The sequence below is a fragment of the Sphingomonas swuensis genome (assembly GCF_039538045.1).
Lineage (GTDB): Bacteria > Pseudomonadota > Alphaproteobacteria > Sphingomonadales > Sphingomonadaceae > Sphingomicrobium > Sphingomicrobium swuense.
This window is the reverse complement of the sequence record NZ_BAABBQ010000001.1, coordinates 2,627,477-2,652,983: the sequence shown is the minus strand read 5'-3', so window position 1 is coordinate 2,652,983 and position 25,507 is coordinate 2,627,477. Positions and strand designations below refer to the sequence as shown.

Annotated in this window: 26 protein-coding genes and 1 tRNA gene; 14 read left to right on the top strand and 13 right to left on the bottom strand. The window is 67.7% G+C overall.

Annotation, left to right across the window (positions count from 1 at the left end; genetic code table 11):
• Window positions 1–10: 10 nt before the first annotated feature.
• Both ABD727_RS13235 and ABD727_RS13230 read left to right on the top strand, forming a co-directional pair.
• Window positions 11–766 (top strand): phenylalanine 4-monooxygenase, encoded by a 756-nt coding sequence (locus ABD727_RS13235; protein ID WP_344707857.1) that lies wholly within the window; start codon window positions 11–13, stop codon window positions 764–766.
• A 16-nt stretch (window positions 767–782) separates the two neighbouring features.
• Entirely contained in the window at window positions 783–1,217 is a 435-nt protein-coding gene (locus ABD727_RS13230) for a hotdog fold thioesterase (protein WP_344707856.1), read from the top strand.
• Here the strand turns inward: ABD727_RS13230 and ABD727_RS13225 are convergent.
• Together ABD727_RS13225 and serS are read right to left on the bottom strand one after the other, a co-directional pair.
• Entirely contained in the window at window positions 1,214–1,924 is a 711-nt protein-coding gene (locus ABD727_RS13225) for an alpha/beta hydrolase family protein (protein ID WP_344707855.1), read from the bottom strand. The two genes, ABD727_RS13230 and ABD727_RS13225, sit on opposite strands and share 4 nt — an antisense overlap.
• Window positions 1,915–3,174, bottom strand: a complete 1,260-nt coding sequence (serS, locus tag ABD727_RS13220; RefSeq protein WP_344707854.1) for a serine--tRNA ligase — start codon at window positions 3,172–3,174, stop codon at window positions 1,915–1,917. The genes ABD727_RS13225 and serS overlap by 10 nt, the downstream gene beginning before the upstream one ends.
• A gap of 141 nt (window positions 3,175–3,315) precedes the next feature.
• Here serS and ABD727_RS13215 point away from each other — a divergent pair, with 141 nt between their 5' ends.
• Entirely contained in the window at window positions 3,316–4,284 is a 969-nt protein-coding gene (locus tag ABD727_RS13215) for a DUF808 domain-containing protein (RefSeq protein WP_344707853.1), read from the top strand.
• Window positions 4,167–4,622 carry a fluoride efflux transporter FluC gene (locus ABD727_RS13210; RefSeq protein WP_344708090.1) on the top strand — a complete coding sequence of 152 codons (456 nt, stop codon included), beginning with the start codon at window positions 4,167–4,169 and terminating at the stop codon, window positions 4,620–4,622. Before ABD727_RS13215 ends, ABD727_RS13210 begins: the two co-directional genes overlap by 118 nt.
• Here ABD727_RS13210 and ABD727_RS13205 read toward each other — a convergent pair.
• Window positions 4,619–5,128, bottom strand: coding sequence for an acyloxyacyl hydrolase (locus ABD727_RS13205; RefSeq protein ID WP_344707852.1), 510 nt, complete (start codon window positions 5,126–5,128; stop codon window positions 4,619–4,621). The genes ABD727_RS13210 and ABD727_RS13205 overlap by 4 nt on opposite strands.
• A gap of 125 nt (window positions 5,129–5,253) precedes the next feature.
• Between ABD727_RS13205 and ABD727_RS13200 the strand changes: the two genes are divergently transcribed.
• Window positions 5,254–5,754 carry a DUF4142 domain-containing protein gene (locus ABD727_RS13200; RefSeq protein WP_344707851.1) on the top strand — a complete coding sequence of 167 codons (501 nt, stop codon included), beginning with the start codon at window positions 5,254–5,256 and terminating at the stop codon, window positions 5,752–5,754.
• 10 nt (window positions 5,755–5,764) lie between these two features.
• Here ABD727_RS13200 and ABD727_RS13195 read toward each other — a convergent pair whose 3' ends face one another.
• Together ABD727_RS13195 and dmeF are read right to left on the bottom strand one after the other, a co-directional pair.
• Window positions 5,765–6,316, bottom strand: coding sequence for a DUF2585 family protein (locus ABD727_RS13195; RefSeq protein WP_344707850.1), 552 nt, complete (start codon window positions 6,314–6,316; stop codon window positions 5,765–5,767).
• Window positions 6,317–6,330: 14 nt separating this feature from the next.
• The gene (dmeF, locus tag ABD727_RS13190; protein WP_344707849.1) at window positions 6,331–7,209 is read right to left on the bottom strand and encodes a CDF family Co(II)/Ni(II) efflux transporter DmeF; all 879 of its coding nucleotides are present in this window, start codon (window positions 7,207–7,209) and stop codon (window positions 6,331–6,333) included.
• A gap of 65 nt (window positions 7,210–7,274) precedes the next feature.
• On the opposite strand from dmeF, the gene ABD727_RS13185 reads away from it, so the two are divergent.
• Window positions 7,275–8,255 (top strand): magnesium transporter CorA family protein, encoded by a 981-nt coding sequence (locus tag ABD727_RS13185; RefSeq protein ID WP_344707848.1) that lies wholly within the window; start codon window positions 7,275–7,277, stop codon window positions 8,253–8,255.
• Here ABD727_RS13185 and ABD727_RS13180 read toward each other — a convergent pair.
• Window positions 8,252–8,446 carry a hypothetical protein gene (locus ABD727_RS13180; protein WP_344707847.1) on the bottom strand — a complete coding sequence of 65 codons (195 nt, stop codon included), beginning with the start codon at window positions 8,444–8,446 and terminating at the stop codon, window positions 8,252–8,254. The genes ABD727_RS13185 and ABD727_RS13180 overlap by 4 nt on opposite strands.
• A gap of 165 nt (window positions 8,447–8,611) precedes the next feature.
• Between ABD727_RS13180 and ABD727_RS13175 the strand changes: the two genes are divergently transcribed.
• The 4 genes from ABD727_RS13175 to ABD727_RS13160 all read left to right on the top strand — a co-directional run bounded on the left by ABD727_RS13175 (window position 8,612) and on the right by ABD727_RS13160 (window position 12,449).
• Window positions 8,612–9,064 carry a low affinity iron permease family protein gene (locus ABD727_RS13175; RefSeq protein ID WP_344707846.1) on the top strand — a complete coding sequence of 151 codons (453 nt, stop codon included), beginning with the start codon at window positions 8,612–8,614 and terminating at the stop codon, window positions 9,062–9,064.
• An 84-nt stretch (window positions 9,065–9,148) separates the two neighbouring features.
• Window positions 9,149–11,827 carry an aconitate hydratase AcnA gene (gene acnA / locus ABD727_RS13170; RefSeq protein ID WP_344707845.1) on the top strand — a complete coding sequence of 893 codons (2,679 nt, stop codon included), beginning with the start codon at window positions 9,149–9,151 and terminating at the stop codon, window positions 11,825–11,827.
• Window positions 11,828–11,832: 5 nt separating this feature from the next.
• Window positions 11,833–12,183 (top strand): GFA family protein, encoded by a 351-nt coding sequence (locus tag ABD727_RS13165; protein ID WP_344707844.1) that lies wholly within the window; start codon window positions 11,833–11,835, stop codon window positions 12,181–12,183.
• Window positions 12,180–12,449, top strand: a complete 270-nt coding sequence (locus ABD727_RS13160; RefSeq protein WP_344707843.1) for a CBU_0592 family membrane protein — start codon at window positions 12,180–12,182, stop codon at window positions 12,447–12,449. The genes ABD727_RS13165 and ABD727_RS13160 overlap by 4 nt, the downstream gene beginning before the upstream one ends.
• Here the strand turns inward: ABD727_RS13160 and ygfZ are convergent.
• A complete protein-coding gene (ygfZ, locus tag ABD727_RS13155; protein ID WP_344707842.1) occupies window positions 12,415–13,110 on the bottom strand; it encodes a CAF17-like 4Fe-4S cluster assembly/insertion protein YgfZ in 696 nt (231 codons plus the stop codon). The two genes, ABD727_RS13160 and ygfZ, sit on opposite strands and share 35 nt — an antisense overlap.
• 61 nt (window positions 13,111–13,171) lie before the next feature.
• On the opposite strand from ygfZ, the gene pyrC reads away from it, so the two are divergent.
• Window positions 13,172–14,197, top strand: coding sequence for a dihydroorotase (gene pyrC, locus ABD727_RS13150; protein ID WP_344707841.1), 1,026 nt, complete (start codon window positions 13,172–13,174; stop codon window positions 14,195–14,197).
• On the opposite strand, the gene ABD727_RS13145 is transcribed toward pyrC, so the two are convergent.
• Window positions 14,194–14,931, bottom strand: coding sequence for a Crp/Fnr family transcriptional regulator (locus ABD727_RS13145; protein ID WP_344707840.1), 738 nt, complete (start codon window positions 14,929–14,931; stop codon window positions 14,194–14,196). The genes pyrC and ABD727_RS13145 overlap by 4 nt on opposite strands.
• Window positions 14,932–15,249: 318 nt before the next feature.
• Between ABD727_RS13145 and ABD727_RS13140 the strand changes: the two genes are divergently transcribed.
• Window positions 15,250–15,342: transfer RNA gene (locus ABD727_RS13140), tRNA-Ser, on the top strand.
• 23 nt (window positions 15,343–15,365) lie between these two features.
• Here ABD727_RS13140 and ABD727_RS13135 read toward each other — a convergent pair.
• Window positions 15,366–15,941 carry a response regulator transcription factor gene (locus tag ABD727_RS13135; RefSeq protein WP_344707839.1) on the bottom strand — a complete coding sequence of 192 codons (576 nt, stop codon included), beginning with the start codon at window positions 15,939–15,941 and terminating at the stop codon, window positions 15,366–15,368.
• The gene (locus ABD727_RS13130; protein ID WP_344707838.1) at window positions 15,938–17,884 is read right to left on the bottom strand and encodes a PAS domain-containing hybrid sensor histidine kinase/response regulator; all 1,947 of its coding nucleotides are present in this window, start codon (window positions 17,882–17,884) and stop codon (window positions 15,938–15,940) included. Before ABD727_RS13130 ends, ABD727_RS13135 begins: the two co-directional genes overlap by 4 nt.
• Before the next feature lie 468 nt (window positions 17,885–18,352).
• On the opposite strand from ABD727_RS13130, the gene ABD727_RS13125 reads away from it, so the two are divergent.
• Window positions 18,353–18,925, top strand: coding sequence for a YMGG-like glycine zipper-containing protein (locus tag ABD727_RS13125; RefSeq protein WP_344707837.1), 573 nt, complete (start codon window positions 18,353–18,355; stop codon window positions 18,923–18,925).
• A gap of 8 nt (window positions 18,926–18,933) precedes the next feature.
• Entirely contained in the window at window positions 18,934–20,229 is a 1,296-nt protein-coding gene (locus ABD727_RS13120) for a L,D-transpeptidase scaffold domain-containing protein (protein WP_344707836.1), read from the top strand.
• Between the two features lie 3 nt (window positions 20,230–20,232).
• On the opposite strand, the gene ABD727_RS13115 is transcribed toward ABD727_RS13120, so the two are convergent.
• The 3 genes from ABD727_RS13115 to ABD727_RS13105 all read right to left on the bottom strand — a co-directional run bounded on the left by ABD727_RS13115 (window position 20,233) and on the right by ABD727_RS13105 (window position 25,250).
• Window positions 20,233–20,961, bottom strand: a complete 729-nt coding sequence (locus ABD727_RS13115; RefSeq protein WP_344707835.1) for an energy transducer TonB — start codon at window positions 20,959–20,961, stop codon at window positions 20,233–20,235.
• An 86-nt stretch (window positions 20,962–21,047) separates the two neighbouring features.
• Window positions 21,048–23,567: a TonB-dependent receptor gene (locus ABD727_RS13110; RefSeq protein ID WP_344707834.1), complete on the bottom strand. Its 2,520-nt coding sequence runs from the start codon at window positions 23,565–23,567 to the stop codon at window positions 21,048–21,050.
• Window positions 23,568–23,651: 84 nt separating this feature from the next.
• The gene (locus ABD727_RS13105) at window positions 23,652–25,250 is read right to left on the bottom strand and encodes a tetratricopeptide repeat-containing sulfotransferase family protein (RefSeq protein WP_425566792.1); all 1,599 of its coding nucleotides are present in this window, start codon (window positions 25,248–25,250) and stop codon (window positions 23,652–23,654) included.
• Window positions 25,251–25,507 lie beyond the last annotated feature (257 nt).

Below are 25,507 nucleotides of genomic sequence, written 5' to 3'. Positions count from 1 at the left end.
GACCCCGACCATGTTCAAGGATTTCACCGACCCCAACCGCGCCGAGCAGGACGGCTGGCGCGGTTATGTCGTCGACCAGGGCTGGGCCGGCTTCAACGCCGAGGAGCATGAGACGTGGGACATCCTCTACCAGCGGCAGACGAAGCTGCTCGAGGGACGGATCGTCTCGCCCTTCTTCGACGGGCTGGCGGCGCTCGGGCTGGGCGAGGGCGGAATTCCCGAGCTTATGGGGTTGAACCGGCGGCTCCACCCGCTGACCGGCTGGCGCTGCGTCGCGGTCGCCGGGCTTGTGCCGGACGCGGCCTTCTTCGCGATGCTCGCCCAGCGCGTCTTCCCGATCGGCAACTTCATCCGCAGCCGGGCGCAACTCGATTACCTCGAGGAGCCCGACTGCTTCCACGACATTTACGGCCATGTGCCGATGCTGGCGCATCGCGGGCTTGCCGATGCGATGGCGCGGTTCGCGGCGGAGGGCTGCCGTGCCATCGCGGCCGGGCGCGGCGACGCGGTGGCGCGGCTCTATTGGCATACGGTCGAGTTCGGGCTGGCCCGCGAGGAGGGCGAGCTCCGAATTCTCGGCGCCGGGCTGGCCTCGAGCTTCGGCGAGGCAGCGAAGAGCCTTGAGGATCCGGGGATCGAGCGACGGCGCTTCACTGTCGAGGCGGCGGCGGCGACGCCCTACCGGCACGACGCGATGCAGCCGCTCTACTTGGTTGCGGACTCGCTGGACGAGGCGGTCGAAGCGCTGGCCACGGCTGCGCTTTGACGGCTAGAGCCGGGCCATGAGTATCTGGCATCACGACGAAATCGACCTCGAGGCCGTGTCGCGGATGGGCGAGGCGACCATGCCCGGTCATCTCGGGATCCGCATCACCGCGCGGGGCGAGAACTGGCTCGAGGCGACCATGCCGGTCGACCACCGCACCCACCAGCCGTTCGGGCGGCTCCATGGCGGGGCGAGCGTGGCGCTGGCCGAGACGGTGGCGAGCATGGCCGGGGCGCTGACGATCGACACCGCGCAGAAGGTGGTGGTCGGGCTCGAGATCAACGCCAACCACCTGCGCCCGGTGCGCGAGGGGCTGGTTACGGCTCGGGCGACGGCCGAGGCGATCGGGCGGACGACGCAGGTGTGGACGATCCGGATCAGCGACGAGCGGGGCAAGCTCGTCTGCCTGTCGCGGATCACGCTGGCGGTGATCCCGGCCGAGCGCGGCTAGGGCCGGGGCAGGTCCCGCTCGGCGAGGAAGCGCAGGGTCGTTTCGACGACCTTGCGGGTTACCGGGCGCGAGACTCCGAAGCCCATGTGGTTGGAGGCGAGTTCGACCGCCTCGTCACTCTCGTGCGGCTGGCCGCGGGCGCAGGCGGGCGCGATGATCCCGTCGCCGCGCGACCAGAGGGCGAGGGTCGGGACGGGCGGCTTGTCGCAGATCCTCGGGAGCGGCGGATTGTCGACCGGATGCCCGGCGACCCACTCGTAGAGGCGCCAGACGTTGTTGGCGCGAAGGTCGCCCGAGAAGGGTGATCCGAGCGAGACGGCGGCCGAGACGAGATCGGGCCGGTGACGGGCGAGCTCGCGCGCGAACAGGCCGCCGAGGCTCCAGCCGACGACCAGCACCGGGGCGCCGCCGCCGATCTCGAGCAGCCGCCGCTCGAGCCGGTCGAGCGTGTCGGCGCGCGCGCCGCGGTTGAGGCCGAGCGCCCAGGGGTAGGTCCGGAAGCCGCCCGCAGCGAAGGCGCGGCGAAGCTCCAGCGTGGTCCGGTCGGTGGCGACGAAACCGGGGATGACGAGGGCGGGCGGACCGTCCGCTGGGCCGCGCGGGCCGAGGTGGCCAAAGCCGTTGAGCAGGCGGGGGGCGAGGCTCAGCGCCTCGCTCAGCCGGCGGTAGCCCGGCGGGGCGAGATGGTCGGCCCTGCTCAGAGCCACTCCCCGCCCATCAGCGGCTGCAGGGCCTTGGGCAGGCGGACCCGTCCATCCTCGGTCTGGTGGTTCTCGAGCAGCGGGACGAGAATCCGCGGGCTGGCGAGCGCGGTGTTGTTGAGGGTGTGGGCGAAGCGGACCTTGCCGTCCTTGTCGCGGTAGCGAAGGTTGGCGCGGCGGGCCTGCCAGTCATGCAGGGTCGAGCAGCTGTGCGTCTCGCGATACTTGCCGAGGCTGGGCACCCAGCTCTCGATGTCATTCATGCGATACTTGCCGAGCCCCATGTCGCCGGTCGAAGTTTCGATCACCTGATAGGGGATCTCGAGATCGGTCAGCAGCTCCTCGGCGAGCGCGAGCAGCTTGGCGTGCCATTCGGCGGAGACCGCCTCGTCGGCCTCGCAGATTACATATTGCTCGACCTTGAGGAACTGGTGGACCCGGAGCAAGCCGCGGACGTCGCGCCCGGCGCTGCCGGCCTCGCGGCGGAAGCAGGGGGAGTAGCCGGCGTAGAGGACAGGGCCGTTCGACAGGTCGAGGATCTCGCCCGAGTGGAGCGAGGTTAGCGCGACCTCGGCGGTGCCGGCGAGGAACAGCGAGTCCTTTTCGAGGGCATAGACCTCGTCCTCGGCGCCGGGGAACATGCCCTGGCGCTCGAACGCCTCGCCGCGGGCGAGCGCGGGAACCGTGATCGGGGTGAAGCCGTGGGCGGCGATCTTCTGAAGCGCCCAGCTCATCAGGACGGTCTCGAGGATCGCGAGCCGGCCCTTGAGGCAATATTGGCGGCTTCCGGCGACCTGGACGATGCGGCTGAGGTCGGCCCAGCCGTTCATCTCGGTGAGTTCGACATGGTCGCGCGGAGTGAAGCCGAAGTCGGGAACGATGCCCTCGGTGCGGACGACGACATTGCTGTCCTCGTCGGGCCCGACAGGCGAGCCGGCGAAGGGAATGTTGGGGATCTGCAGGAGCAGCCCGCGAAGCTCCGCATCGGCGGCGGCGGCATTGGTCTCGAGCTCGGTCGCGCGGGCGCCCGCCTCCTTTGCCCGGCGTCCAAGCTCGGCCTTCTCCTCCGGAGCGGCGCTCTTGAAACCGGCCGAAATGGCGTTGCGCTCGGCCCGGAGCTTGTCGACCTCGGTCTTGGCCGAGCGAACCTCGCCGTCGAGCATGAGCAACCGGTCGAGGTCGACCGCGACATTCTTGTCGGCGGCGGCGCGGGCGACGAGGTCGCGGTTCTGGCGGATGAAGGCGAGGTCCAGCATGGGGGCGCGGGATGCTTGAGAAGGGGCAAGGATGCAACCTTTCGCATGTTGCCGGCTTGACCGCGCGACCGCCTTCCTCTTCCACGAAGCACTAGAAGGCAGACCCCGGACGAACTCCGGGAAGACCATAGAAGGATTGCCATGCCCTCCGGCCTGATCGCACTGCTCGACGACGTCGCCACCCTGACCAAGCTCGCCGCCTCGAGCATGGACGATATCGGCGCGGCGGTGGGCAAGGCCGGGTCCAAGGCGGCCGGCGTGGTTATCGACGACACGGCGGTGACCCCGCGCTACGTCACCGGGCTCAGCCCGGACCGTGAGCTTCCGATCATCGGCAAGATCGCGATCGGGAGCCTCAAGAACAAATTGCTGATCATCCTTCCGGTGATCCTGCTGTTGTCATGGGCCGGAGAGCGGTTCGGCATCGACATCATCACACCGCTGCTGATGATCGGCGGTGCCTATCTCTGCTTCGAAGGCGCGGAGAAACTGTGGGAGAAGGTCGCCGGTCATCACGAGGCGGAAGCCGAGCTGATGGAGTGCGACGAACCGGCCGAGCTGGAGAAAAGGCAGGTCGCAGGCGCAATTCGGACCGACTTCATCCTGTCGGCCGAGATCATGGTCATCGCGCTTGCCGCGCTGGAGCTCAGCGCCTTCTGGCTTGAGGCGGTGGTGCTTGCGGTGGTCGGCATCGTCATCACGGTCCTGGTCTATGGAACAGTGGCGATCATCGTGAAGCTGGACGACATCGGCCTGCACATGGCGGCGCGCGGAGGCCCGGGTGCGGGCTTCGGCCGAGCCATGGTGCGCGGCGTTCCCAAGTTGCTCGCAGCATTGTCGGTGATCGGCACGGCGGCCATGCTGTGGGTTGGTGGACAGATCCTCCTCCACGGCATGGAAGTGCTGCATATCGGCGAAGCTCTTCCGCACCTTGTCCACGACCTTGCGGCCAAGGGCGCCGCGGCGATCGGCTTCTGGACCGGATTGTGGAACTGGGCGCTGAACGCCTTGGGTGGAGCGATCGTCGGAATCGTGGTCGGGGCCATCATCGTCGTCGCGCTTCACGCCTTGCCCAAGCGCAAGGCTCCGGCCGAGGTGGCGGCGCACTGAACGCACTGCTGGTCTTCGTCGGGGGCGGTGGCGGAGCGCTGCTCCGCTGGTGGCTCGGTGGGCAGGTCCGGGCGCCGTTCGGGATCCTCGCGGTCAACGTCGTCGGCTGCCTTGCGATGGGACTGCTCGCCGGCTGGCTGCTTCGCACCGGCGGCAACGAGCAGGCTCGCCTGCTGCTGGGCGTGGGGCTGCTCGGCGGTTTCACCACCATGAGCGCCTTCGCGCTCGACAGCGTCGAACTGTGGAGCCGCTCGCCACTGACCGCGCTCTGCTATGCCGCCGCGACCCTCGGGGGATCGCTCGCGGCGGTCGCGCTGGGGCTGCTGCTGACGCGCTAGAGCTTGAGATTCAGGCGGACGCCGATGTTGTCGATCCCGGGGTTCTGCTTGCCGAAGATCTGACCGTGGCTGAAATGGACCCAGCTCGCCTCGAGGCTGAGGCGGTCGTTGAGCGCAGCGCCGACCGCAAGCTCGGGCTCGAACAGCACCCGGCTGCCGAAGGCGATCCGGTCTGGGCGGTTGCTATTGGCGGCCGAGCCGCTGTGGACCGCGATCCCGATGCCTGGCCGAATGTAGATCTGGCGACCGAAACGGGCGGACAGGCCGGCGGCTGCGAAGTTGGTGTCGCCCGCAGTGTTGACCGAGACGAAGGCGTAGGGCTGGAGCGGGGTCCGGCCGATGCGGTCGCCGCGGATGCCGAGGCTGAGATCGGTTCCCCCCTCGAGGTCGCTTTCGAGGCTGAGCGGAGTGTTGACCGCATGCGCGTGGACGCCGGTGAACAGCTCGCTCGCCGAGGCCGAAGCCGGGACGAGAACAGCGAGGGCGATGCCGAGGAGAAGACGCATGGAGGAACTCCCTGGAGCTTGTGCGACTGCGATCCGGCCACCGCTAGGCCGCGATAGATGAGCGGAACTTGACGCATGGTGAAGGCTTGGCAGTGATATCTCCCGGTTGGCCAAGGAGTTCCCTGATGCGTGCTCTCATTCCTCTTGCCCTGGTGGCGTCGCTGGGCGGTCTTGGCCTGTCGGGCTGTGCGACGACCGGCGCGATGGACCTTACTCCCGAAGCGGCGCCGGCCTTCGTTGCATTAGCGGCGTCGACCGACCGCTTCGAGATCGAGAGCAGCCGGCTGGCGCTGCAACGCAGCCGCGACCCGATGATCCGGATGCACGCCGAGATGATGATCCGCGACCATGGCCAGACGAGCGCGCAACTCGCCTCGGCGGCGACGAGTGCGGGGCTGGCGGTGCCAGGCGAGATGCTGCCGATGCATTCCGCGATGCTGGCGGAGCTGACCTCCGCGGCGGCCTTCGATCCGGCCTATCGCGGACAGCAGCTGACGAGCCACCAGCAGGCGCTTTCGCTTCACCAGAATTATGCGCGCAACGGCTCGGTGCCGGCGCTTCGCGGCGCGGCGGCGAGCGCGGTGCCGGTGGTCCGCATGCACCTCGACCACCTGCGGCGGATGTAGGCGAGGGGCGCTAGCCGGCCTGCCACTGACGCAGCGCGTCGCTCGGCGCGAGCAGCATCCAGACATTCAGCGTCAGATTGTCGCGGATGATCGCCAGCGGCACGAGTTCGAGCACCAGCACGATCATCACGCTTGCCCAGACCGGAACGCGCCGGGCGACGAGGAAGCCGACCATCATCAGCAGGATGTCGCTGACCGAATTGAGGATCGTGTCGCCGCGATAGCCGAGCGCGATGGTGACCTCGCGGTAGCGGTCGATGATCACCGGCGAGTTCTCGACCAGCTCCCAGGCGGCTTCGACAATGGTGGCGAGGACCAGCCGGCGCTCCCACTTCATCTTCTTCGCGGCGAGGTGGAGCAGGCCGTAGAAGAGGAAGCCATGGACGAGATGGCTGGCGCTGTACCAGTCGAACAGCATCTGGCTCTGCTTGGGGCCGACCGGACCCCACAATTCGATCAGCCCGCCGCGGTAGAGCGGAGGTCGGCCCATCAGGAAGAGGATCGCCGCCGCGCCGAGGACGACGAGGAGCGCGGCCCCGAGCGGGCGAATGGAGGCTTTCACGGAAGCGTGGCCCTTTACTGGCATTCGATGGTGAGGTGGGCGATCCGGGGGTCGGGCCCGAGGCGACGGCGGATTTCGGCGGCGTCCGCCCCGCTCGCCGAGACGATCGCGGCATAGCGGCCGGGTCCGACGGTCCACAGGTGCCAGTCGCGGACGGCGATGTCGCCGGGCCCTTCGATCCGGCGGCGGAGCTCGTCGCACAGCGACTGGTCGGGAACACGATCGAGGAGGACCGCGGCGGTTTCGGAGAGGAGGCCGCGGCTCCACTGGAGGATGACGAGCGCGCCGACGATCCCGACCAGCGGGTCGAGCCAGCTCACCCCGAACCACCAGCCCGCGGCAAGCGCGGCGATCGCCATGACGCTGGTCAGCGCGTCGGCGAGGACGTGGAGATAGGCCGAGCGGAAATTATGATCGTGATGGTGGTCGTGGGCATGTTCCCGATCGTGGTGATCGTGGCCATGACCAAGGAGCAGGGCGCTGGCGAGATTGACCAGCAGGCCGATGACCGCGACCACGAGCGCTTCGCCATAATCGACGGTGCGCGCCTCGAAGAAGCGGGTGCCGCTTTCGTAGAGGATGCCGAAGGCGACCGCGACCAGTCCGAGCGCGCTGGCGAAACCGGCGAGGCTCCCGACCTTGCCGGTACCCCAGCTGTAGGCGCTGTCGCTCGAACGGCGGCGCGCGAAGGAATAGGCAAGTGCGCTGACCCCGAGCGCCAGCGTATGGGTGGCCATGTGCCAGCCGTCGGCGACCAGCGCCATCGATCCGGTGATGGTGCCCGCGACGATCTCGGCGACCATCATCACCGCCGACAGCAGCACGACCCAGCGGGTGCGCCGGGCGTTGCGGTCGTGGGCCTCTCCGAGGAAGTCGTGCGAGTGCGTGTCCATCTGGGTTCTGGCTAGGGCAGCGACATGGGCTTGCCAAGGCGCGGAAGGCGGCCCCAAGAAGGCGCATGCTGCGCGCCTACGGTCCCGATTGCGATGGTTCGGTCATCACCGCGACGGGGACGATCCCCGCGGGCGCGACCTGGATCGACCTCGAGGAGCCGACCCGCGAGGAGGAGCAATTGGTCGAGCAGTCGCTCGGCTTCGCGGTCCCGACCCGCGACGACATGGTCGAGATCGAGCCCTCGAGCCGGCTCTACGAGCGGAGCGGGGCGCTGGTGATGACGGTCAGCGTTCTGTTCGGGGTGCAGGAAGGCGACCCTCAGAGCGAGCCGATCAGCTTCATGCTCAAGGGCGGCAAGCTGGTGACGGTGCGCTACGTCACCCCCAAGCCATGGCTCGCCTTCAGCCGCGAGGCGCGGGTCGAGGCCGGGCTGGTCAAGGACGCGACCACCGCGCTGACCCGGCTGCTGGACGCGATCGTCGACCGGCTGGCGGACGAACTGGAAGATGCGGCGGCGGAGATCGAGCGACTGTCGCGCGAGACTTTCCGCGGCGGGGTGCGCGGCGACTATGAGCGGATTCCCACCAAGCAGCTCGAGACGGTGCTGCACCGGATCGGGCAGGTGCAGTCGCTGATCGCGAAGATCAGGGTGACGGCCGTGAGTACCGCCCGGGCGCTGAGCTTCCTCGCGGCATCGGATCGGCTTCACCTGCCGGAGTGCGAGCGCACCCGCGACCTCATCTCAAGCCTCAGCACCGACGTCGCCGCGCTGATCGACCACAGCGCCTTCCAGGCCAGCCAGCTGACCTTCCTGCTCGACGCGAGCCTGGGGCTCATCAGCATCGAGCAGAATGCGGCGATGAAGCTGTTCAGCTGGGTGGCGATCGTGTTCCTGCCGCCGACGCTGGTCGCGGGCATCTTCGGAATGAACTTCCACTACATGCCCGAGCTGGACGAGGTGTGGGGTTATCCCGCCTCGCTGGCGCTGATGCTGGTGAGCGCGGTGCTGCCGCTGTGGATCCTGAAGCGGAAGGGCTGGATCTAGCGCTGGAGGAGGAGCGAGGGACCCTGCGAAAGCGTCGCGGCGTCGGTCCCGGCGTTGCGCGCGGTCCCGGCGATCCGGCGGGCAAGTGCTACCCGGGCGTAGGTGTCGGAGCCGAGCGGACGACCAAAGCGGCCAGCCTCGGCGCGCTCGAGGGCAGCCAGCCGGCGGTCGAAAGAAGCGGATGTGAACACGTTCTGCTCCCCCAGCTGAGCACAGCCGCAACTGTCGGCGGCAACCCCGTCTCAACCGGTCGGGCGCTGCTTGGTTCCACGGCCAAGCGATTCTTTTTGCTCGCCAAGAGAGTCACTTACCCGTGGCATGCAACAGAGAGGGTCGAGGGTCGTTGAGCCCCCGTCATGGCTTTGCGCAAGAACAGGCTGGTCCAGCTGGGCGACCGGATTTCGGATGCGATGTCGCGCCTGTTCGCCCATGCCGGCATGCAGATCGGGGTCATCGTCTTCTGCGCCGCCTGGTTCTGGTTCGGCTTTCATGCCGAGGGGCTGACGGCGGCCTTGTCGATCCTTGCGATCACGCTGACGCAGATGGTGCTCAACGGCCAGTACGACCGCGAAGCCGAGGCGCATCGCCGCGACGTCGCGATGCACGCCAAGCTCGACGAGCTGATCAAGGCGACCAAGCGGGCCCGCGACGAGATGGTGGGCATCGAGGAGGAACTCGAGGAGGAGGAGATCCGCGAACTTCGCGAGGAAGCGAAGGACCTCGTCGAGCGGGCAGCCAAGCGAAGCGGCGAACATGATGACGGCGAGAATGCCAAGCGGGCGATCGAGCGTGTCGGGGACGGCAAGTAGGAGCGGCCTTCGTGCCCTTTGCCGCCCCTTCAATCCCTTGCTAAGGGCGCTGGCAATTCCACTTCCTCTTTCGCGAGCAGACCCATGATCCCGACCGGCCAGGATAGTCTCGGCACTCGTTCGACCCTCGAGGTCGGCGGCAAGACCTTCGCTTATTACGACCTTAACAAGGCCGGAGCTGCGCTCGGCGACGTCAGCCGGCTGCCTTACTCGATGAAGGTCCTGCTCGAGAACCTTCTGCGCTTCGAGGATGGCGTGACGGTCACCCGCGACGACCTCCAGGCGATGGTCGACTGGCAGAAGGAGCGGCGGATCAGCCGCGAGATCCAGTATCGCCCGGCGCGCGTGCTCATGCAGGACTTCACCGGCGTTCCGGCGGTCGTCGACCTCGCCGCGATGCGCGACGCGATGAAGCAGCTCGGCGGCGACCCGCAGAAGATCAACCCGCTGGTCCCGGTCCACCTCGTCATCGACCACTCGGTCATGGTCGACGAGTTCGGCACTCCCAAGGCCGCCGACGCCAACGTCAATTACGAATATGCCCGCAACCGCGAGCGCTACGAGTTCCTCAAGTGGGGTTCGTCGGCGTTCGACAACTTCAAGGTCGTGCCGCCGGGCACCGGCATCTGCCACCAGGTGAACCTCGAATATATCTGCCAGTCGGTGTGGACCTCGGCCGACCAGAGCGGCGAGGAAGTCGCCTATCCGGACACGCTGGTCGGGACCGACAGCCACACCACGATGGTCAACGGCCTCGGCGTGCTCGGCTGGGGCGTCGGCGGGATCGAGGCCGAAGCGGCGATGCTCGGCCAGCCGGTCAGCATGCTCATCCCCGAGGTGGTCGGCTTCCGGATGACCGGTGAACTCCGGGAGGGGATCACCGCCACCGACCTCGTGCTGACGGTCACCCAGATGCTCCGCGCCAAAGGCGTGGTCGGGCGCTTCGTCGAATTCTTCGGCCCGGGCCTCGACGCGATGACGCTGGCGGACCGCGCCACCATCGCCAACATGGCGCCCGAGTATGGCGCGACCTGCGGCTTCTTCCCGATCGACGAGCGCACGCTCGACTACCTTCGCCTGACCGGGCGCGAGGACGGGCGGATCGCGCTGGTCGAGGCCTATGCCAAGGCGCAGGGCATGTGGCGCGACGCCGACACGCCGGAGCCGGTGTTCACCGACACGCTCGAGCTCGACCTCGGCAGCGTCGTCCCGAGCCTCGCCGGTCCGAAGCGGCCGCAGGACAGGGTCGTTCTGTCGGACGTCGACGACCAGTTCAACGCCGAGCTGGAAGCGACCTACAAGAAGGGCAACGACCCGCGCGTGCCGGTCGCCGGGGCCGACTACGACCTTGGCAATGGCGACGTCGTGATCGCTGCCATCACCAGCTGCACCAACACCTCCAATCCGAGCGTGCTGGTCGCGGCCGGGCTGGTGGCGCGCAAGGCGCGGGCGCTTGGCCTCGACAGCAAGCCGTGGGTCAAGACCAGCCTCGCGCCGGGCAGCCAGGTGGTCACCGACTATCTCGACCGCGCCGGCCTCAGCGAGGATCTGAACGCGATCGGCTTCGACCTGGTCGGCTACGGCTGCACCACCTGCATCGGCAACTCGGGCCCGCTGCCCGAGCCGATCAGCCAGGCGATCAACGAGAAGGATCTGGTCGCGGTCTCGGTCCTGTCGGGCAACCGCAACTTCGAGGGTCGCGTCAGCCCTGACTGCCGCGCCAACTATCTCGCCAGCCCGCCGCTGGTTGTCGCCTACGCGCTGGCCGGGACGGTCCGCAGCGACATCACCACCAGCCCGATCGGCACCGCGAGCAACGGCGAGCCGGTGTTCCTCAAGGACATCTGGCCGACCAACGACGAGATCCGCGCGCTGATCGACGCGCACGTCCACTCCGACCTGTTCAAGGCGCGCTATGCCGACGTCTATGCCGGCGACGAGCGCTGGCAAGGAATCTCGGTCAGCGGCGGCGACACCTACACCTGGCCGGCGGCCAGCACCTACATCGCCAACCCGCCCTACTTCGAGGGCATGACGATGCAGGCCAAGGCGATCGAGGACATCGACGGCGCCCGCGCGCTGGCGGTGTTCGGTGACAGCATTACCACCGACCACATCTCTCCGGCAGGCTCGATCAAGCCCGACAGCCCGGCGGGTCAGTGGCTGACCGAGCGGCAGGTCCCGCGCGGCGAATTCAACAGCTATGGCGCGCGCCGCGGCAACCATGACGTGATGATGCGCGGCACCTTCGCCAACATCCGTATCCGCAACAAGATGCTGACCGGGGTCGAGGGCGGCTATACCCGCAACCTCCTCACCGGCGAGCAGCAGGCGATCTACGACGCGGCAATGGCCTACAAGGACGCGGGCGTTCCGCTGGTCGTACTGGCAGGCAAGGAATATGGCACCGGAAGCTCGCGCGACTGGGCGGCCAAGGGTACGGTGCTGCTTGGTGTCCGGGCGGTCATCGCCGAGAGCTTCGAGCGCATCCACCGTTCGAACCTCGTCGGCATGGGCGTCCTTCCGCTGCAGTTCCGCGACGGCGAGACGGCGGCGAGCCTCGGCCTCGACGGGTCCGAGAGCTTCACCATCCGCAATGTCGGGCAGATCCAGCCGCGCCAGGACGTCGAGGTCGAGGTGACCGAGACCGACGGCCACTCGCGCGTCATCACCGCGCGCTGCCGGATCGATACCTTCAACGAGCTGGAATATTTCCACGCCGGCGGGATCCTGCCCTACGTGCTGCGCAAGCTCGCGGCCTGAGGGACATGACGGAGCTGGTCGCCACGTGCCACTGCGGGCGGGCGACCCTCCGGCTGGCGGGGCGACCCGAGTACGTCAGCCAGTGCAACTGCAGCCTGTGCGCGAAGACCGGTTTTCGGGGGATCTATTATCCTTCCGGCAAGGTCGCGATCACCGGCGAGTTCGACAGCTATGTGCGCGAGGACATCGGCGAGCCGTTTCTCCGCAACCTGCGCTGCCGGACCTGCGGGGTGGCTACCCACTGGGAGCCGCTCACCCCTCCTCCGCACGAGCGGATGGGGATCAATGCCCGGCTGATCGATCCGGCTTTGCTCAAGGATATCGAAGTGCGTGACGTGGACGGAGCAAGCTGGTGACGTTGGACCTGTTCGTGGAAGTCGCGGGCTGGATCGCGGCGGTGCTGATCCTCGGTGCCTATGCGCTGCTGACCGCCGGGCGGCTCGGCCCCAAGAGCATCGCCTATCAGGCGATGAACGTCGTCGGGGCGATCGGCTTCATCATCAATTCGAGCTGGAATGGCGCCATCCCCTCGGCGGCGCTGAACGTCGTCTGGGCCGGGATCGGGCTGGTCGCGATCGCGGGTGTGCTCAGAGCGCGGCGGCGAGCCACTCCGGAAGCGTGAGGCCTGCGAGGTCGTCAACCCGGCGGTGATCGACCGCAAGGCCGAGGTCGGGATAGAAGGCCTTGGTGCGCGGCCCGGGTTCGGTCGCGGGGACGACGACAAGCCGCCGGTTGACCTTCTGTCGCCAATTCATCCGCGCGGTATTCTCCTGTCCGACATAGCAGCCCTTGGTGAAGCTGACGCCGTTGAGCTCGGCCGCGTTGCATTCGAGCCAGAGGAGGTCGGAAAGCTCGGCGCGGCCCTCGCAGACGCCGAGCCCAAGGCGGTGAGCGAGCCAGCCCGAGGCGCTTTCGCTCACCGGGGCGAGCCAGCGGCGGCCGAGAGCGGACAGGCGGGGATCGGGCGCGCCTTCCGTTCCTTCCGGCGACCAGTGGACGGCGAGGTTCTCGTCACGCTCGATCGTGATCGGCCGGCGGAGGCGATACATGCGGAGGCGCTTGGCGAGCTCGTCAGCGGCGTCGGCCTCGCAGTCGAGCAGCAAATCCTCGCCATCCGCCCAGACCAGGAAGTCGAACAGGCACTTGCCCTGTGCCGAGAGGAGCGCGGCCCAGACCGGAAGTTCGGCGGAAACGTCGTTGGTGACGATCCCCTGGAGGAAGCCGCGAACATCCTCTCCCGCAAGGCGGACGATGGCGCGATCGGCGAGGGTGGTCTGGGGCATGGCGCTTAGCTAAGAAGCCGCCGGACCAGATACAAACCGCTCTGGACCGACGGAGCCTTCGTTGCAGACCCTGACCATCCGCCGCCCCGACGACTGGCACCTGCACCTGCGCGACGGAGCGATGCTCGAGGCGGTGGCGCCCTGGTCGGCGCGGCAGTTCGCACGGGCGATCATCATGCCCAACCTCGTTCCGCCGGTGACGAGCGTCGCGGCCGCGAGTGCCTATCGCGAGCGGATCCGGGCCGCGGCCGGGCCGGGGTTCACGCCGCTGATGACCTGCTACCTGACCGACGATGCCGATCCCGACGCACTCGAGCGCGGACATCGCGAGGGCGTGTGGGTCGCGGCCAAGCTTTATCCGGCGGGGGCGACCACCAATAGCCATAGCGGGGTCACCGACATCCGCCGGATCGCTCCGGCGCTCGAGCGGATGCAGGCCATCGGCATGGTGCTGTGCGTCCATGGCGAAGTGACCGATCCCGAAATCGACATCTTCGACCGCGAGGCGGTGTTCCTCGGGCGGGTGCTCGCGCCGGTGATGCGCGACTTTCCCGACCTGAAGATCGTGCTCGAGCATATCACCACCGCCGACAGTGCCGAGTTCGTCCGCGACGCCGGGCCGAACCTTGCCGCGACCATCACGCCGCAGCACCTCCACCTCAATCGCAACGCGCTGTTCGCCGGGGGATTGCGGCCGCACGCCTATTGCCTGCCGGTGGTGAAGCGCGAGCGGCACCGACTGGCGGTGCGCGCGGCGGCGGTCTCAGGCAGTCCCAAATTCTTCCTCGGCACCGACAGCGCGCCGCATTTGCGCGAGGCCAAGGAAAGCGGTTGCGGCTGCGCCGGCATCTGGAATGCGCCGCACGCGCTCGAAAGCTATGCGACGGTCTTCGACGAGGAAGGCGCGCTCGACCGCTTCGAGGGGTTTGCGAGCGAGCATGGTCCGCGCTTCTACGGCTTGCCGCTGAACGAGGGCACGATCAGCCTCGAGCGGAAGCCGCAGAAGGTACCGGGCGAGATCGCGGCGGCGGGATCGATGCTCGTCCCGTTCCACGCCGGCGAGGAACTCGGCTGGACGCTGGCCTAGCCGCCGCCCCGACCGCTCGGCCCGAGCACGGACTGGAAGTGATCCTCGACCGCCCGGTAGCAGCCGCAGGCGGCCTTGCTGAGACCGGCCCGGTTGACGACCTGGATGGCGCCGCGACGATAGGCGATCAGCCCCTGCTCCTGGAGCACCCTGGCGACCGCGTTGACCGTGGTGCGCTGCACGCCGAGCAGCCCGGCGAGGCTCTCCTGGGTGAGCGCCAGCCGCTCGGACCCGGCGCGGTCGTGCGCATGGAGCAGCCAGCGCGCGGCGCGGGCCTCGATCGGGTGGAAGGCGTTGCAGGCGACCGACTGCATGATCTGCGCGAGCAGGGCGTCGGCGTAGCGACAGAAGAGGTTCTTGATGTGCGGGCTGGCGAGCTTGGCCGCCTCGAGCACCTTCATCGGCACCGCCGCCGCATGGCCGCCGAGCTGGACCACCGTCTGGGCGAAGGCGGGCACGACACCGCAGCTGACGATCCCGCCGACCGCGCCTTCCATGCCGATCGAGGCGACCTCGACCGAGCGGTTGCCGCTTATCTCGATCTGGAGCGAAACGATCAGGCCGTCGAACGGGAAGAGCGAGGTGGTGACGGTATCGCCGGCATCGAGCATGCAGGTGCCGGATTCAAGGGTAAGGACCCTCATCGAGGGCTCGAGCAGGGCACGATCCTCAGCCGAAAGCGTCGCCAGCAGCCGATTGCCGCTGAACGCCGCGTCAAGCGCCGGCACGGACATGGTTTCGCCCGGTGAGTCCATTCGCCCCATTTCTCCCCAGGCAACGCCGTGCATCCGCTACAATGGTGCCCGATCTGCCCCTTGAACAAAGCATTACGCTAGTGTTTCGAGACGAGGCAATAGCTTATTTTTCATGCACTTAAGGTCATATTTGTGTCGGCTAACCGACTTAAATGCGAGCGCTGCAATGTCGCCTGCACGACGGTCCGGCCGCTAAGTTCATGGCTTTGAAGGGCCCAGCCAGGCTTCTCCAAATGCGCTCGGAACATGGTTGAACCCGCAGCGACCCTCCGCTAAGCCCCCGCCGACGCCGCATCCGGAGACGTGGGTGAGTGGCTGAAACCAGCGGTTTGCTAAACCGCCGTACGGGGATTACTCGTACCGAGGGTTCGAATCCCTCCGTCTCCGCCAGCTTTCAGCATCCCGTTCGTGCCTCAGGACACCTCCGACGGGTGCTGGACGTGGAGCTTGGCGAACAGCAGCTTCATCGTCATCCGGACCGTCGTTTCCTGCAGGTCCAGCTCGTGCGCGATCTCCTTGGCGGAGAGGCCACGCTGGATGCCGCGAAGCACCTGCTCCTGCCGCGGGGTCAGCTGGACGGTCGCAGCGTCCATCTCCTGATTGGCGGGAAGCCAGCTCGAGCTGCCCGAAGCGAGAATGTTGCGAATCTCGAGCTTCAATTCGTCGACCGGCATGGTCTTCGAAAGGAAGGCGACCGCGCCGCAGCGCAGGGCCGAGGCGCCGATCGTCGAGCTGGCGGTTCCCGAGAACAGCACGACTGGTCGGTTGGAATTGGCGCCGACGACCTCGCGCACTCCATTCAGCCCGTCCATTCCGGGCAACTGGAAGTCGAGCAGGATGAGGTCGTAGCCGCCGTGCCGACGGATCGCGCGCATTGCGGAAGGCACGTCCTCGGCATCCTCGACCTCGAACTCGGGATCGGCGCGAAGGTAGGCGCACAGCGCGCCGCGGAGCAGTTCGTGGTCGTCGACGATGAGCAGGCTGGTCATGCGGAGTTCGCCTCGGTTGCGCGGATCACGGTCGCGACGGTCCGCGGCAGGAGCTGGTGGAGGTCGGTCTTGGACAGCATGGCGGCGAACAGCGCGCGCTGCGGCGGTGCGAGCACCAGGTCCTCGGCGACGGCCGAACAGAGCACGACCGGGATCTCGGGCCGAAGCTGGCGCGCGAGAGTCGCGAACTCGACCCCGTTCATCTCGGGCATGTCGTAGTCGACGACGATCGCATGCCAGCCCGTCGCGGTCTCCTCGAGCACCTCAAGGCCGTCGCGCGGCGAGAGGCAGGGGCAGACCTCGGCGCCGGCACGCTCGAGGTGCAGGGTGATGAGGTCGAGAAGCGCCGGATTGTCGTCGACCACCAGGATGGTGCGGCCGGCGAGATTGGCCGGACCGGTCGGCGACGTCGCCTGCGTGTCGCGGGTCTCTGCGGGGTCGAGCGGCCAGACGAGGTCGAAGGTGCTCCCCTGGCTGCTGGTGTGGACGAAGATGCATCCGCCCGCCTCCACCACCAGCTTGCCGACGACCGCGAGACCGAGCCCGGTGCCGAGCGCCTTGCGGGTGACGAATGGCTCGAAGATGCGGGTGAGGTCGTCGGCGGCGATCCCGCAGCCATTGTCCTCGACCCGGATGACCGCCGACGGACCAGCCGGCGACGTACCGACGACCGGCGCGCCGACGAGGTCGCTGCCGTCGACGACATGGGCACTGCACATGATCTGTCCGGGAAGGGAGGCATCGAGCGCGTCGCGGGCGTTGGTGCAGAGGTTCATCAGGACCTGCATGAATTCGCTCTCGTCGCCGCGGATGGTGATGGACGAGTCCGGCAGGTCGACGTCGATCGAATGACCCGGCGACATGCTGACCCCGACAAGGTCGGCGACCTCGCGGAGCGCCTTGACCACGTCGATCGACTGGCGCTCGGTGGTGCGGCGTTCGGGCTTGAGGATCTTGTTGAGCAGCTTGGAGGCGGCGGCGACGGCGGTCTGGATCCGCGACACCTGGTCGAGGGTGACGCCGCTCTCTTCCTCAAGGACGGCGGCGGAGGCGGAGATCACCGCCATCAGATTGTTGAAGTCATGCGCGAGGCCCGACATCACGCGGCCGATCGTCTCCTGTCGTTCGGCGAGCAGCAGTTGTTCACGGGTCCGGATGCGGTCCCGCAAGGCCTTCAACCGCTCGCCGATGTCGCGGGTGGTGCAGATGAGCCCGCCATTGGTGCCGGCGGCAAGGGTGACTTCCTGTTCGACTTCGCGGCCGTCGCGGGTACGGCCGTGCGCCTCGCCGCGCCACGAGCCGCTCGAGGCGAGCTCGGGCATCGCCTCCCGCTCGATCCGCTCGGCCTCGGCCGGCTCGTAGAGCGAAGTCCAGTGAACGCCGATGGCATCGTCGACATTGGCAAATCCGAACATCGCGGCATGTGCCGGGTTCATGAAGGTGAAGTAGCCTTCCTGGTCGGTGATCGCGATGCCGTCGCGCGTGGTCTGGATGGCGGCGAGCTGCTCCTCGAAGCGGCTGGCAAAGGCGTTTCGCTCTTCCTCGAGCCGCTTGCGCTGGGTGATGTCGCGCATGATGGAAGCGAAGCCAGCGGGGCGATCCGTCCCCGGCTCGACCCACATGATGAGCGACAGCTCGACCGGGATCGTACTGCCGTCCTTGCAGACAGCGCTCACCTCGGTCTGCTTGCCGACCAGGCGAGGGACGCCGCCTTCGGCAAGCCGGTGCATGCCGGCAAGGTGCGCCTCGCGAAGTCCGGCCGGGATGATCAGGTGGAGGGATTCGCCGAAGATCTCGTCCCTTCCCCATCCAAGCATCCGCTCGGCTCCGGTGTTCCAGTAGATGATCCGATTGTCACGATCGATCGCGATAAAGGCGTCGGTCGTGGTCTCGGCGATGAGGTGCGAGAGGTTCTCGCTGCAGTCGGCACCGAAGTCGATCATCGGCGCTCCCGGTCGGGAAAGCGGGAGTGGCAGTGGCAGTGGGATGCGTTCGAAATGGGTCACTGGCCAAGGCTCGACTTGCTGCGGACGTTCACCTCTTCATTGTAGGAGGCGTCAGCAGCGCAGCGTTCGAGCTGCGCCTTTCTTGTTGCACCAGAACAAGCGACGGTCTCGTACCGGGACGGCTGGCGGCACCACTGACCAGTCCATCGTTAATCGGTCACCGGCGGCTTACCCGATCATTTCGCCATCGTAGCGGCTGGTTCATCAGGCGCTCAGGGCCGGCCCTCCAAGCTGATCACAACCCGTTGGAAGTGTTGGGTTTGTTTCAGGGCCGGAACCTGTTTGCAAGGGCTCGCGTTAGGGGCTCGCTGACTTGGCTTCGTCCATCCGTCCCAAGCGGGCCTTCCCGCCGTTTGCGTTGTTCGGACGGAGAAGCAAGCCTGACACGGATAAGGGAGAACGCTCATGAAGAAGACTTTCATCGCATTGGCGGCCGCAAGCTCGCTGTCGCTCGGCGCTTGCGCCACCACCTCGAACGACACTCTCGCTGACGCCGCGACCGGCGCTGCCGTGGGTGCCGTTGGCGGTGCCGCCGTTGGTGCCATCGTCCCGGGCGTGAGCCCGATCACCGGCGCTGCCGTCGGTGCGGCCATCGGCGGCCTGTCGGGCGCCGTCTGGGCCGACAACAACAGCGACGGTTATGCCGACGGCTATGTCCAGAACGGCCAGTATTACCAGGGCCAGCCGAGCGGCTGGGATTCGACCCTCGGTCGTGTCGCGACCGGTGCCGGCGTCGGCGCCGTTGCCGGTGCCGTGGGTGGCGCTCTCATCCCGGGCGTGAGCACGCTCGAGGGTGCGATCGCCGGCGCGGTCGTCGGCGGTATTGCCGGCGCGATCTGGGCCGACCAGGATCGTGACGGACGAGTCGACGGCTATGTCCAGAACGGCCAGTACTACCCGGGCGCTCCGGCTTCGACCGGAACGACCGGCTATCAGCAGCCGGCCCCCGCTCCCTCGCGGAGCGGTGAGCGCGGCTAAGGAGCCACATGCACCATAACATCACTGTTGATGGTCGCACCGGTGCCGGGCGCTTCGTGCGCCCGGCACTTCTTTGTGCGGCCCTGTTCCTCACCCCCGCCGCGCTGAGCGCGCCGGCCGTGGCGCAGCCCATGGCCTTGGTGCCAGCCCAGGGAGAGCTGTTTTTCCGTCCCGGCAACGAGGCGGCAGCCAACGAGCTGCTGACGCTGCTGGCGACGTCGAGCGCCGACGGGCTCGACCCGAAGCGCTATCGCATGCGCGAGCTGCCGCGACTGGTCCGCTCGGCCCGCAGCGGCAATCCGCAGGCACGGGCCCGCGCCGAGCGGGCGTTGTCCGAGGCCTATGTCCGCTATGCGCAGGACCTCCGCCGCGCGCCGAACATGGGCGTCATCTATGTCGATGGCGAGCTGAAGCCGCAGGCACCGGCCGCGGCGACCCTGCTCGCCCAGGCCGCCGCCGCGCCCGACCTTGCCCGCTACATGCGCGAGATGGGCTGGCTCCATCCCTATTACGCCCAGCTTCGCCGGCAGATCACCGACAACCGGCTCGACCCGGCAAAGCGCGGCCTGGTTCAGGTCAACATGGCGCGGATCCGCAGCCTTCCCGCGAGCGGCCGCTACGTACTGGTCAATGCCGCGGCGCAGCGACTGTTCATGATGGAGGGCACGCAGGCCGTCGACATGATGCGCGTCGTGGTCGGCAAGCCGGTCTATCCGACCCCGATGATGGCGGCCCTGATCCGCTACACCAGCCTTCGCCCCTACTGGAACGTGCCGAGCGACCTCGCCGCCGAGCGGATCGTGCCCAACGTCATCAAGGGCGGCGCACCCTACCTCAAGGCCAAGGGCTACCAGGTGCTGTCCGACTGGTCGGACAAGGCCAAGCTGGTCAGCCCGGCGAGCGTCGACTGGAAGGCGGTCGCGGCCGGTCGCAAGGAAGTCCGGCTTCGCCAGCTCCCGGGGCCGGCGAACAGCATGGGTGACATGAAGTTCATGTTCCCCAATCCGCAGGGCATCTACCTCCACGACACGCCGCAGGACGAGCTGTTCGGCGAAGCAGCGCGGCTGTTCAGCGGCGGCTGTGTCCGGCTCGAGGCGGCGCATCGCCTTGGCGCATGGCTCTACGGCAAGCCGCTCAAGGCCAAGGGCGCCGCGCCGGAGCAGAAGGTCCCGCTGGCCCAGCCGGTGCCGGTCTACCTCACCTATCTGACGGTGGTCCCGAGCGGCAGCGAGCTCGCTTATTATGAGGACATCTACAAGCGTGACGCGCCGGCGGTGGCGCGGCAGCGGCTGGCGGCGCGCTAGCCGTCAGTCGCGGTTCCAGGTCGCGACGTAGCGCAGCGCTGCCGGCACCGCGCGGCCCTGCCCGTCGCGGGCCGGGTCCCAGCGGGTGCGGGCGAGCAGCCGGCAAAGCTCGGCGTCGAGCGATGGATTGCCCGAGCCGGTCAGCGGCAGGCACTGGAGAAGGCTCCCCTCGGCGCTGACCGTGAGTGCCAGCACCGCCTCGCCCCGCGGGCTGCCGAAGGAGCGGATCCGGCGATAGTCGCGTCGGGTCAGATTGCCGGAGAGCAACCGCGCACCGCTGGCGATGACTCCGCCACCGCCCGCTCCCGCGCCGCCCGAGCCACCTCCGCCTGTTCCATCTCCGCTGCCGTCGGCGCCTCGGCCGGGCCCATCGACCGGCGCTGCCCCGGCACTTGGCGCCGCGGCGGTGTCGGGCGCGCGGTCTTCGGCGGTCGGAAGCGGGGTTGGGAGCGGTAGCCGGACGGGTGGCGGGGGTAGCACGACGGGGGCGGGGCGTGCCTCGAGGTCGGGACTGCCCGCAGCCTCCCTCGCGGCTTCGGCGGGCTGTTGCGGCAGCGGGGGCTCGGGTGGCGGCGGGGGTGGCGCGACGTCGATGGTGACGAGCGCGTCTGTCGCCCGCCGAAGCGGTTCGCCGGCGAGACCGGAGAGCAGGGCAAGACCGATCGCGGCGTGGACGCCGACGACCAGGACGGCCGATTTCAGGCGATCATTCCGGCTTCGTTGCCACGGCATGGGGAAGCAACGCCGATGCGGGCGAGGCGCTCCCACCATCGAAGGATGGACCACCTCTCCGCTGACGAAGAGGTGGTCCTTGTCGTCTAGAATTTGGTCCCGAACCTCAGGCCGATGGTACGCGGGCGACCGATGTAGACTCGCGTATTGGTGCAGATCGAGCAGGCGACCGCGCGGGTCAGCTCGGTCTTCTCGTCGAACAGGTTGGTCGCGAACAGTTCGACATTGTACTTCGCCCAGTCGAACCCTGCGAACAGGTCGACCAGGGTCGAGCTCTTCACTCGTCCGAGCACGCTGTTGGGGTCGATGGGGCTGGAGAAGCTGCCGGCGTTGCGGCGGATATCGGCCGCGGCCGAGCCTTGGTAGGAGACGCTGCCCTGAACATGGGCGCGGCCGGGACCGAGCAGCCAGGCGTAGCGTGCGGTCGCCGAGCCCTTGAACCTTGGCGTGACCGGAAGGCGGCTGCCGTCGGGGGTCACCACGAAGTCGCGGCGGCCGCGGCTGTCGAGGCCGCTGCAATCCTCGTTGCCGAGCGAGAAGTTGCAGATGTTGCCCTTCGTCTTGGCGTCGGTGTAGGCCGCCGCCGCATTCAGGGTGAGCCCGCCGACGGTGTAGTTGAGGTCGGTCTCGATGCCCTTGACGATGGCGTCGCGGCCGTTCTGGATCACCGTCAGGCTGTTCTCGCCGAGGAAGCTGAACTGGAAGCCTTCCCAGCGCTGGCGGTAGATCGCGCCGTTCCAGCGAACCGGACCGAAGCTGGTCTTCCAGCCGAGTTCATAGTTGGTGAGATAGTCGGGGTCGTAGGCCGGTGCGACCGGCTGGCGGTTGATGCCGCCCGGGCGGAAGCCGCGCGACCAGGTCGCATAGACCATCACGTCGTCGGTGAACTTGTACTGCGCGTTCAAGCGATGGGTGAAGCCGTCGCCCTTGCTGCGCCGCGGCACCAGCTTGCCGTCAACGAGGTTGCCGACGTTGGTGCAGGGCGTCCCCGGCAGGCTTCCGGTGACCACGATCGCGCCCGAGGCGGTCGGGCTGTTCGCAGCCTGGCCGTTGGCCACGATGCAGCGGCCGACGCCGCTGCTGAAGCCGCCCGGATTGTCCGAGCCGAAGCCGGCGAAGCCGAACAGGCTGTTGTCGAACTTGAACAGGCGGCCGCCGCCGGTGATGGTGAATTGCGGCGTGACGTCGAAGCTGACTTCGCCGAACAGCGCGTAGTCCTTGTCCTCGCGCTTCTGCTTGGTCAGCCAGATGGTGCCGGGCCGGGTGTCGACCGAAAGGTCGTCGGCAAGACCGGGGACGATATAGTCCTGGAAGATGTTGTTCTTGGTCCGCGAGAAATAGGCGCCGACGATCGCCCTCAGCGGCTTGTCCGCCGGGCTCGCGAGCCGGACCTCGTGGCTCATCTTGCGGTAGTGGTTGGAGCCGTCGATGAACTGCTGCGGATTGATGTTGTTGCCGTTGTTGTCGAGGTAGCGCTGATAGTCGATCAGCCCGACCCCGGAGGCATCGATGTAATAGGCCTCATAGGCATCGGTGTAGTCGGTGTAGTCGGTGAAGCCGTTCGCCTTGCGGTCGAGATAGGCGCCCGAATAGGTCAGGTCGAAGTTGGCGATCTTGCCCTCGACCGTCAGCGCGGCCTGGGTCCACTTGTCGCGGCCCCTGTCATCGGCGAAGCGCTCGGCGCTCAGCCCGGGAAGATCGGGATCGTAGAAGAAGACGCCGCTCGACTTCTGGTTCTGGTGCATGACCGTGGGGGTCACCGTCCAATTCTCGTCGAGGTCGATCTTGAGCGCGGCGCGGCCGCCGAAGGTGCGGACCGAATTGATGTCCTTTTCGACGAACTCGTCATTGTCGACGGTGATGTCGCCGTCGTCGCTGATGTAGGTCCGGCTGGCCGCGACATTGTCGATGAAGCCCGCATTGCGTTCGGCGAAACCGACCGCGCGGAGCGCCATATTGTCCGACACGGGCAGGTTGATCATGCCCTCGAGGCTGCCGCCGAAGTCGCCGTGCCAGGTGCGGTTGACCTCGGCATCGACCCGGCCACTGGTGACCCCGAGCTCGGGCTTGTTGGTGATGATCCGGATGGTGCCGGCCTGGCTCGAGGCGCCGTACAGCGTGCCCTGCGGGCCGGCGAGGCTCTCGATCCGGGCGATATCGTAGATGTGGACGTCGAGCGTGCCACCGATGGTGGTGACCGGCTGCTCGTCGAGATAGGTGCCGACACTCGGCTGCGAGCCCGAATGGTTGCCGTCGCCCCCGGTGGCGATGCCGCGCATGTAGACGATCGCCGAGCCCGGACCCGCCGACTGGAAACTGACCGAGGGCAGCTGCTTCGAATAATCCTCGAAATTGGAGATATTGAGCTGGTCGAGGCGGCGGGTGCCGATCGCCTGCACGCTGATCGGAACGTCCTGGAGGTTCTCCTCGCGCTTCTGCGCGGTGATCACGATCTCGGAGCTGTCGCTGTCGGGCGTGGCCGCCGGCTGGCCTTGCGCCACAGGCGGAGCGGCAGGTTCGGTCGCCTGCGCGAAGGCGGGAGAGGCGAGCGCCGTCCCGGCCAGAAGCGCGAGCGACCAGCGCGCCGGCGAAGCATGCAGAACCATCGATTGACCCCCTGTGCCACTTACCCCGCGGCAATGCTGCCAAGTAGCGGCGAGAAGTCAATCGGACCCGTAACGATTATGGCGTCATTGTAGCGGTGGTGCCGCGGGATAGTGGTCCAGCGTCGGGCCGAGCGCCTGCTTCAGTGGACCAAGAAAAGGTTCGTAGGGCTGCCACTCCTCGGTGCCCTGGCGGAAGATGGGCTGGCGGACCTGCTCGGAGCTTGGCGTGCGGACCGCGCGCTCGGTCTTCCAATATTCGAGGCAGCTCTGCTCGAAGGGCAGCCCGACATGGTCGAGCAGGCGGCGGATCTCGGCCTCGGGATCCTCGACCATCCGTTCGTAGATGACCCGGTGCACCTTGCCGGGCAGGACAGCGTCGACATGCGCCATCAGCCGGACATAGTCCGCATAGTAACGGCCAAGGTCGGCAAGGTCGTAGCTAAAGCCCTGGCCGCGCGCGAAATGCTGGCGGAAGTTGGAGAAGCAGCAGGACAGGGGGTGCCGGCGCGCGTCGATGATGGTCCCGTTCGGCAAGGCGAGGTGGATCAGCGGGACGAACAGCCAGTTGTTGGGTAGCTTGTCGATGAACAGCGGTCGGTCGCTTCGGCGCTGGACGGCGGTGCGGCGAAGATATTCCTCGCCGATCCTGCGCAGGGCTGCCGGTTCGAGCGCCCCATAATCCTCCGGATAGCGCCCGAACTCGCGCGCGAGCGCCGGCATGTCGGCGAGCTCGGACGTGCCTTCGACCATCGAGTGGGAGGACAGGATCTGCTCGACGAGGGTCGAGCCCGCGCGCGGCATTCCGACGACGAAGATCGGATCGCGGGCAAGGCAGGGGTCTGGACCGGGGCGCTGGAGCCGCTCGGCCGTGAAGGTGGCGATGCAGCGATCGACCCGCCGCGTAATCCGCTCGGGCTCATAGGCGATCATCTTGCGGCGGAGGGCGTTGCCGAGCTGGAAGTGGGCAAAGGCCGGCTCGGGCTGGCGGCGATCGTGGAACGCCTTCCCGAGCGCGAATTCGAGATGGAAGCGGTCCTCGTCAGACAGGTCCGAACCTCCGAGCAGCGCCTCCATAGTCGCGACATCGGGATCGGTGAACTTGACCGTCTTGAGGTTGGCCAGGCTGAACCAGGCTTCGCCGAGGGCTGGCCTGACCGCGATCGCCTCGCGATAGGCGGCGATGCCCTCGTCGAGCCGGCCGATGGTCTTGAGCATGTGGCCGTAGGACAGCCACAGCCGCGGCTGGTTGGGCGCCTCGTCGAGGACCCGGCGATAGATGGCGATCGCCTCCTCGAAGCTGCCGAGCCGGCCCAGCGTCGCGGCCTTGAGGTTGAGGTGGCCGAGCGCCTCGCCCTCGGCTTCGAACAGCGCGTCGAGCAGCGGCAGCGCCTCGGCCGGCCGGCCGGCGCGGCCGAGCACCATCGCGAGGTTTGCGCGCGCCGAGTGGAAGCCGGGCGCGACTTCCAGCGCATGGCGGAGCAGCAGCTCGCTGTCGTGGAGCCGACCGATGCGCGCGGCGACCTCGGCCAGCATGCGCAGCGCGCGCGGGTCGTCGGGATCGCGCTTGAGGCGGGCCTTGAGCAGCCGCTCGGCGATGTCGATCCGGTTGTCGGTCATCGCCAGCCCGGCCTCGAGCAGGTCGCGCGGAAGATGCGGGGCGGAGGGCAGGGCGGCAGTCACCATCACAGGATGAAGGGCGCCGCGCGGGTGCGCAAGGAGGCTCCGAGTCGCTGCGATTCGGCGGGCCGAAGGTGCGCCTCTTCCCGTTTCGGGACGCGCTGCGAAAGAATCTTCGCGCTGTGTCCGAGTCAGTTTCCCGCAGGCATTGGCCCGCAACTCGGTTCAACCAATATCCTTAACATACCGTAAATATTCGCCAGCCGTTTTGGTTCCATCAATGACACAGCAAGAAAGTGGAATGCTGTTCTACCAAGAGACTG

Coding starts and splice junctions, on each gene's coding strand:
- ABD727_RS13175 (WP_344707846.1), top strand. CDS start 8,612: ATGGCTTTGCGCAAGAACAGGCTGGTCCAGCTGGGCGACCGGATTTCG.
- ABD727_RS13135 (WP_344707839.1), bottom strand. CDS start 15,941: ATGACCAGCCTGCTCATCGTCGACGACCACGAACTGCTCCGCGGCGCG.
- ABD727_RS13205 (WP_344707852.1), bottom strand. CDS start 5,128: ATGCGTCTTCTCCTCGGCATCGCCCTCGCTGTTCTCGTCCCGGCTTCG.
- ABD727_RS13235 (WP_344707857.1), top strand. CDS start 11: ATGTTCAAGGATTTCACCGACCCCAACCGCGCCGAGCAGGACGGCTGG.
- ygfZ (WP_344707842.1), bottom strand. CDS start 13,110: ATGCCCCAGACCACCCTCGCCGATCGCGCCATCGTCCGCCTTGCGGGA.
- ABD727_RS13130 (WP_344707838.1), bottom strand. CDS start 17,884: ATGATCGACTTCGGTGCCGACTGCAGCGAGAACCTCTCGCACCTCATC.
- ABD727_RS13185 (WP_344707848.1), top strand. CDS start 7,275: ATGCTGCGCGCCTACGGTCCCGATTGCGATGGTTCGGTCATCACCGCG.
- ABD727_RS13230 (WP_344707856.1), top strand. CDS start 783: ATGAGTATCTGGCATCACGACGAAATCGACCTCGAGGCCGTGTCGCGG.
- ABD727_RS13105 (WP_425566792.1), bottom strand. CDS start 25,250: ATGGTGACTGCCGCCCTGCCCTCCGCCCCGCATCTTCCGCGCGACCTG.
- ABD727_RS13125 (WP_344707837.1), top strand. CDS start 18,353: ATGAAGAAGACTTTCATCGCATTGGCGGCCGCAAGCTCGCTGTCGCTC.
- ABD727_RS13165 (WP_344707844.1), top strand. CDS start 11,833: ATGACGGAGCTGGTCGCCACGTGCCACTGCGGGCGGGCGACCCTCCGG.
- serS (WP_344707854.1), bottom strand. CDS start 3,174: ATGCTGGACCTCGCCTTCATCCGCCAGAACCGCGACCTCGTCGCCCGC.
- ABD727_RS13200 (WP_344707851.1), top strand. CDS start 5,254: ATGCGTGCTCTCATTCCTCTTGCCCTGGTGGCGTCGCTGGGCGGTCTT.
- acnA (WP_344707845.1), top strand. CDS start 9,149: ATGATCCCGACCGGCCAGGATAGTCTCGGCACTCGTTCGACCCTCGAG.
- ABD727_RS13115 (WP_344707835.1), bottom strand. CDS start 20,961: ATGCCGTGGCAACGAAGCCGGAATGATCGCCTGAAATCGGCCGTCCTG.
- ABD727_RS13120 (WP_344707836.1), top strand. CDS start 18,934: ATGCACCATAACATCACTGTTGATGGTCGCACCGGTGCCGGGCGCTTC.
- ABD727_RS13110 (WP_344707834.1), bottom strand. CDS start 23,567: ATGGTTCTGCATGCTTCGCCGGCGCGCTGGTCGCTCGCGCTTCTGGCC.
- dmeF (WP_344707849.1), bottom strand. CDS start 7,209: ATGGACACGCACTCGCACGACTTCCTCGGAGAGGCCCACGACCGCAAC.
- ABD727_RS13145 (WP_344707840.1), bottom strand. CDS start 14,931: ATGTCCGTGCCGGCGCTTGACGCGGCGTTCAGCGGCAATCGGCTGCTG.
- ABD727_RS13215 (WP_344707853.1), top strand. CDS start 3,316: ATGCCCTCCGGCCTGATCGCACTGCTCGACGACGTCGCCACCCTGACC.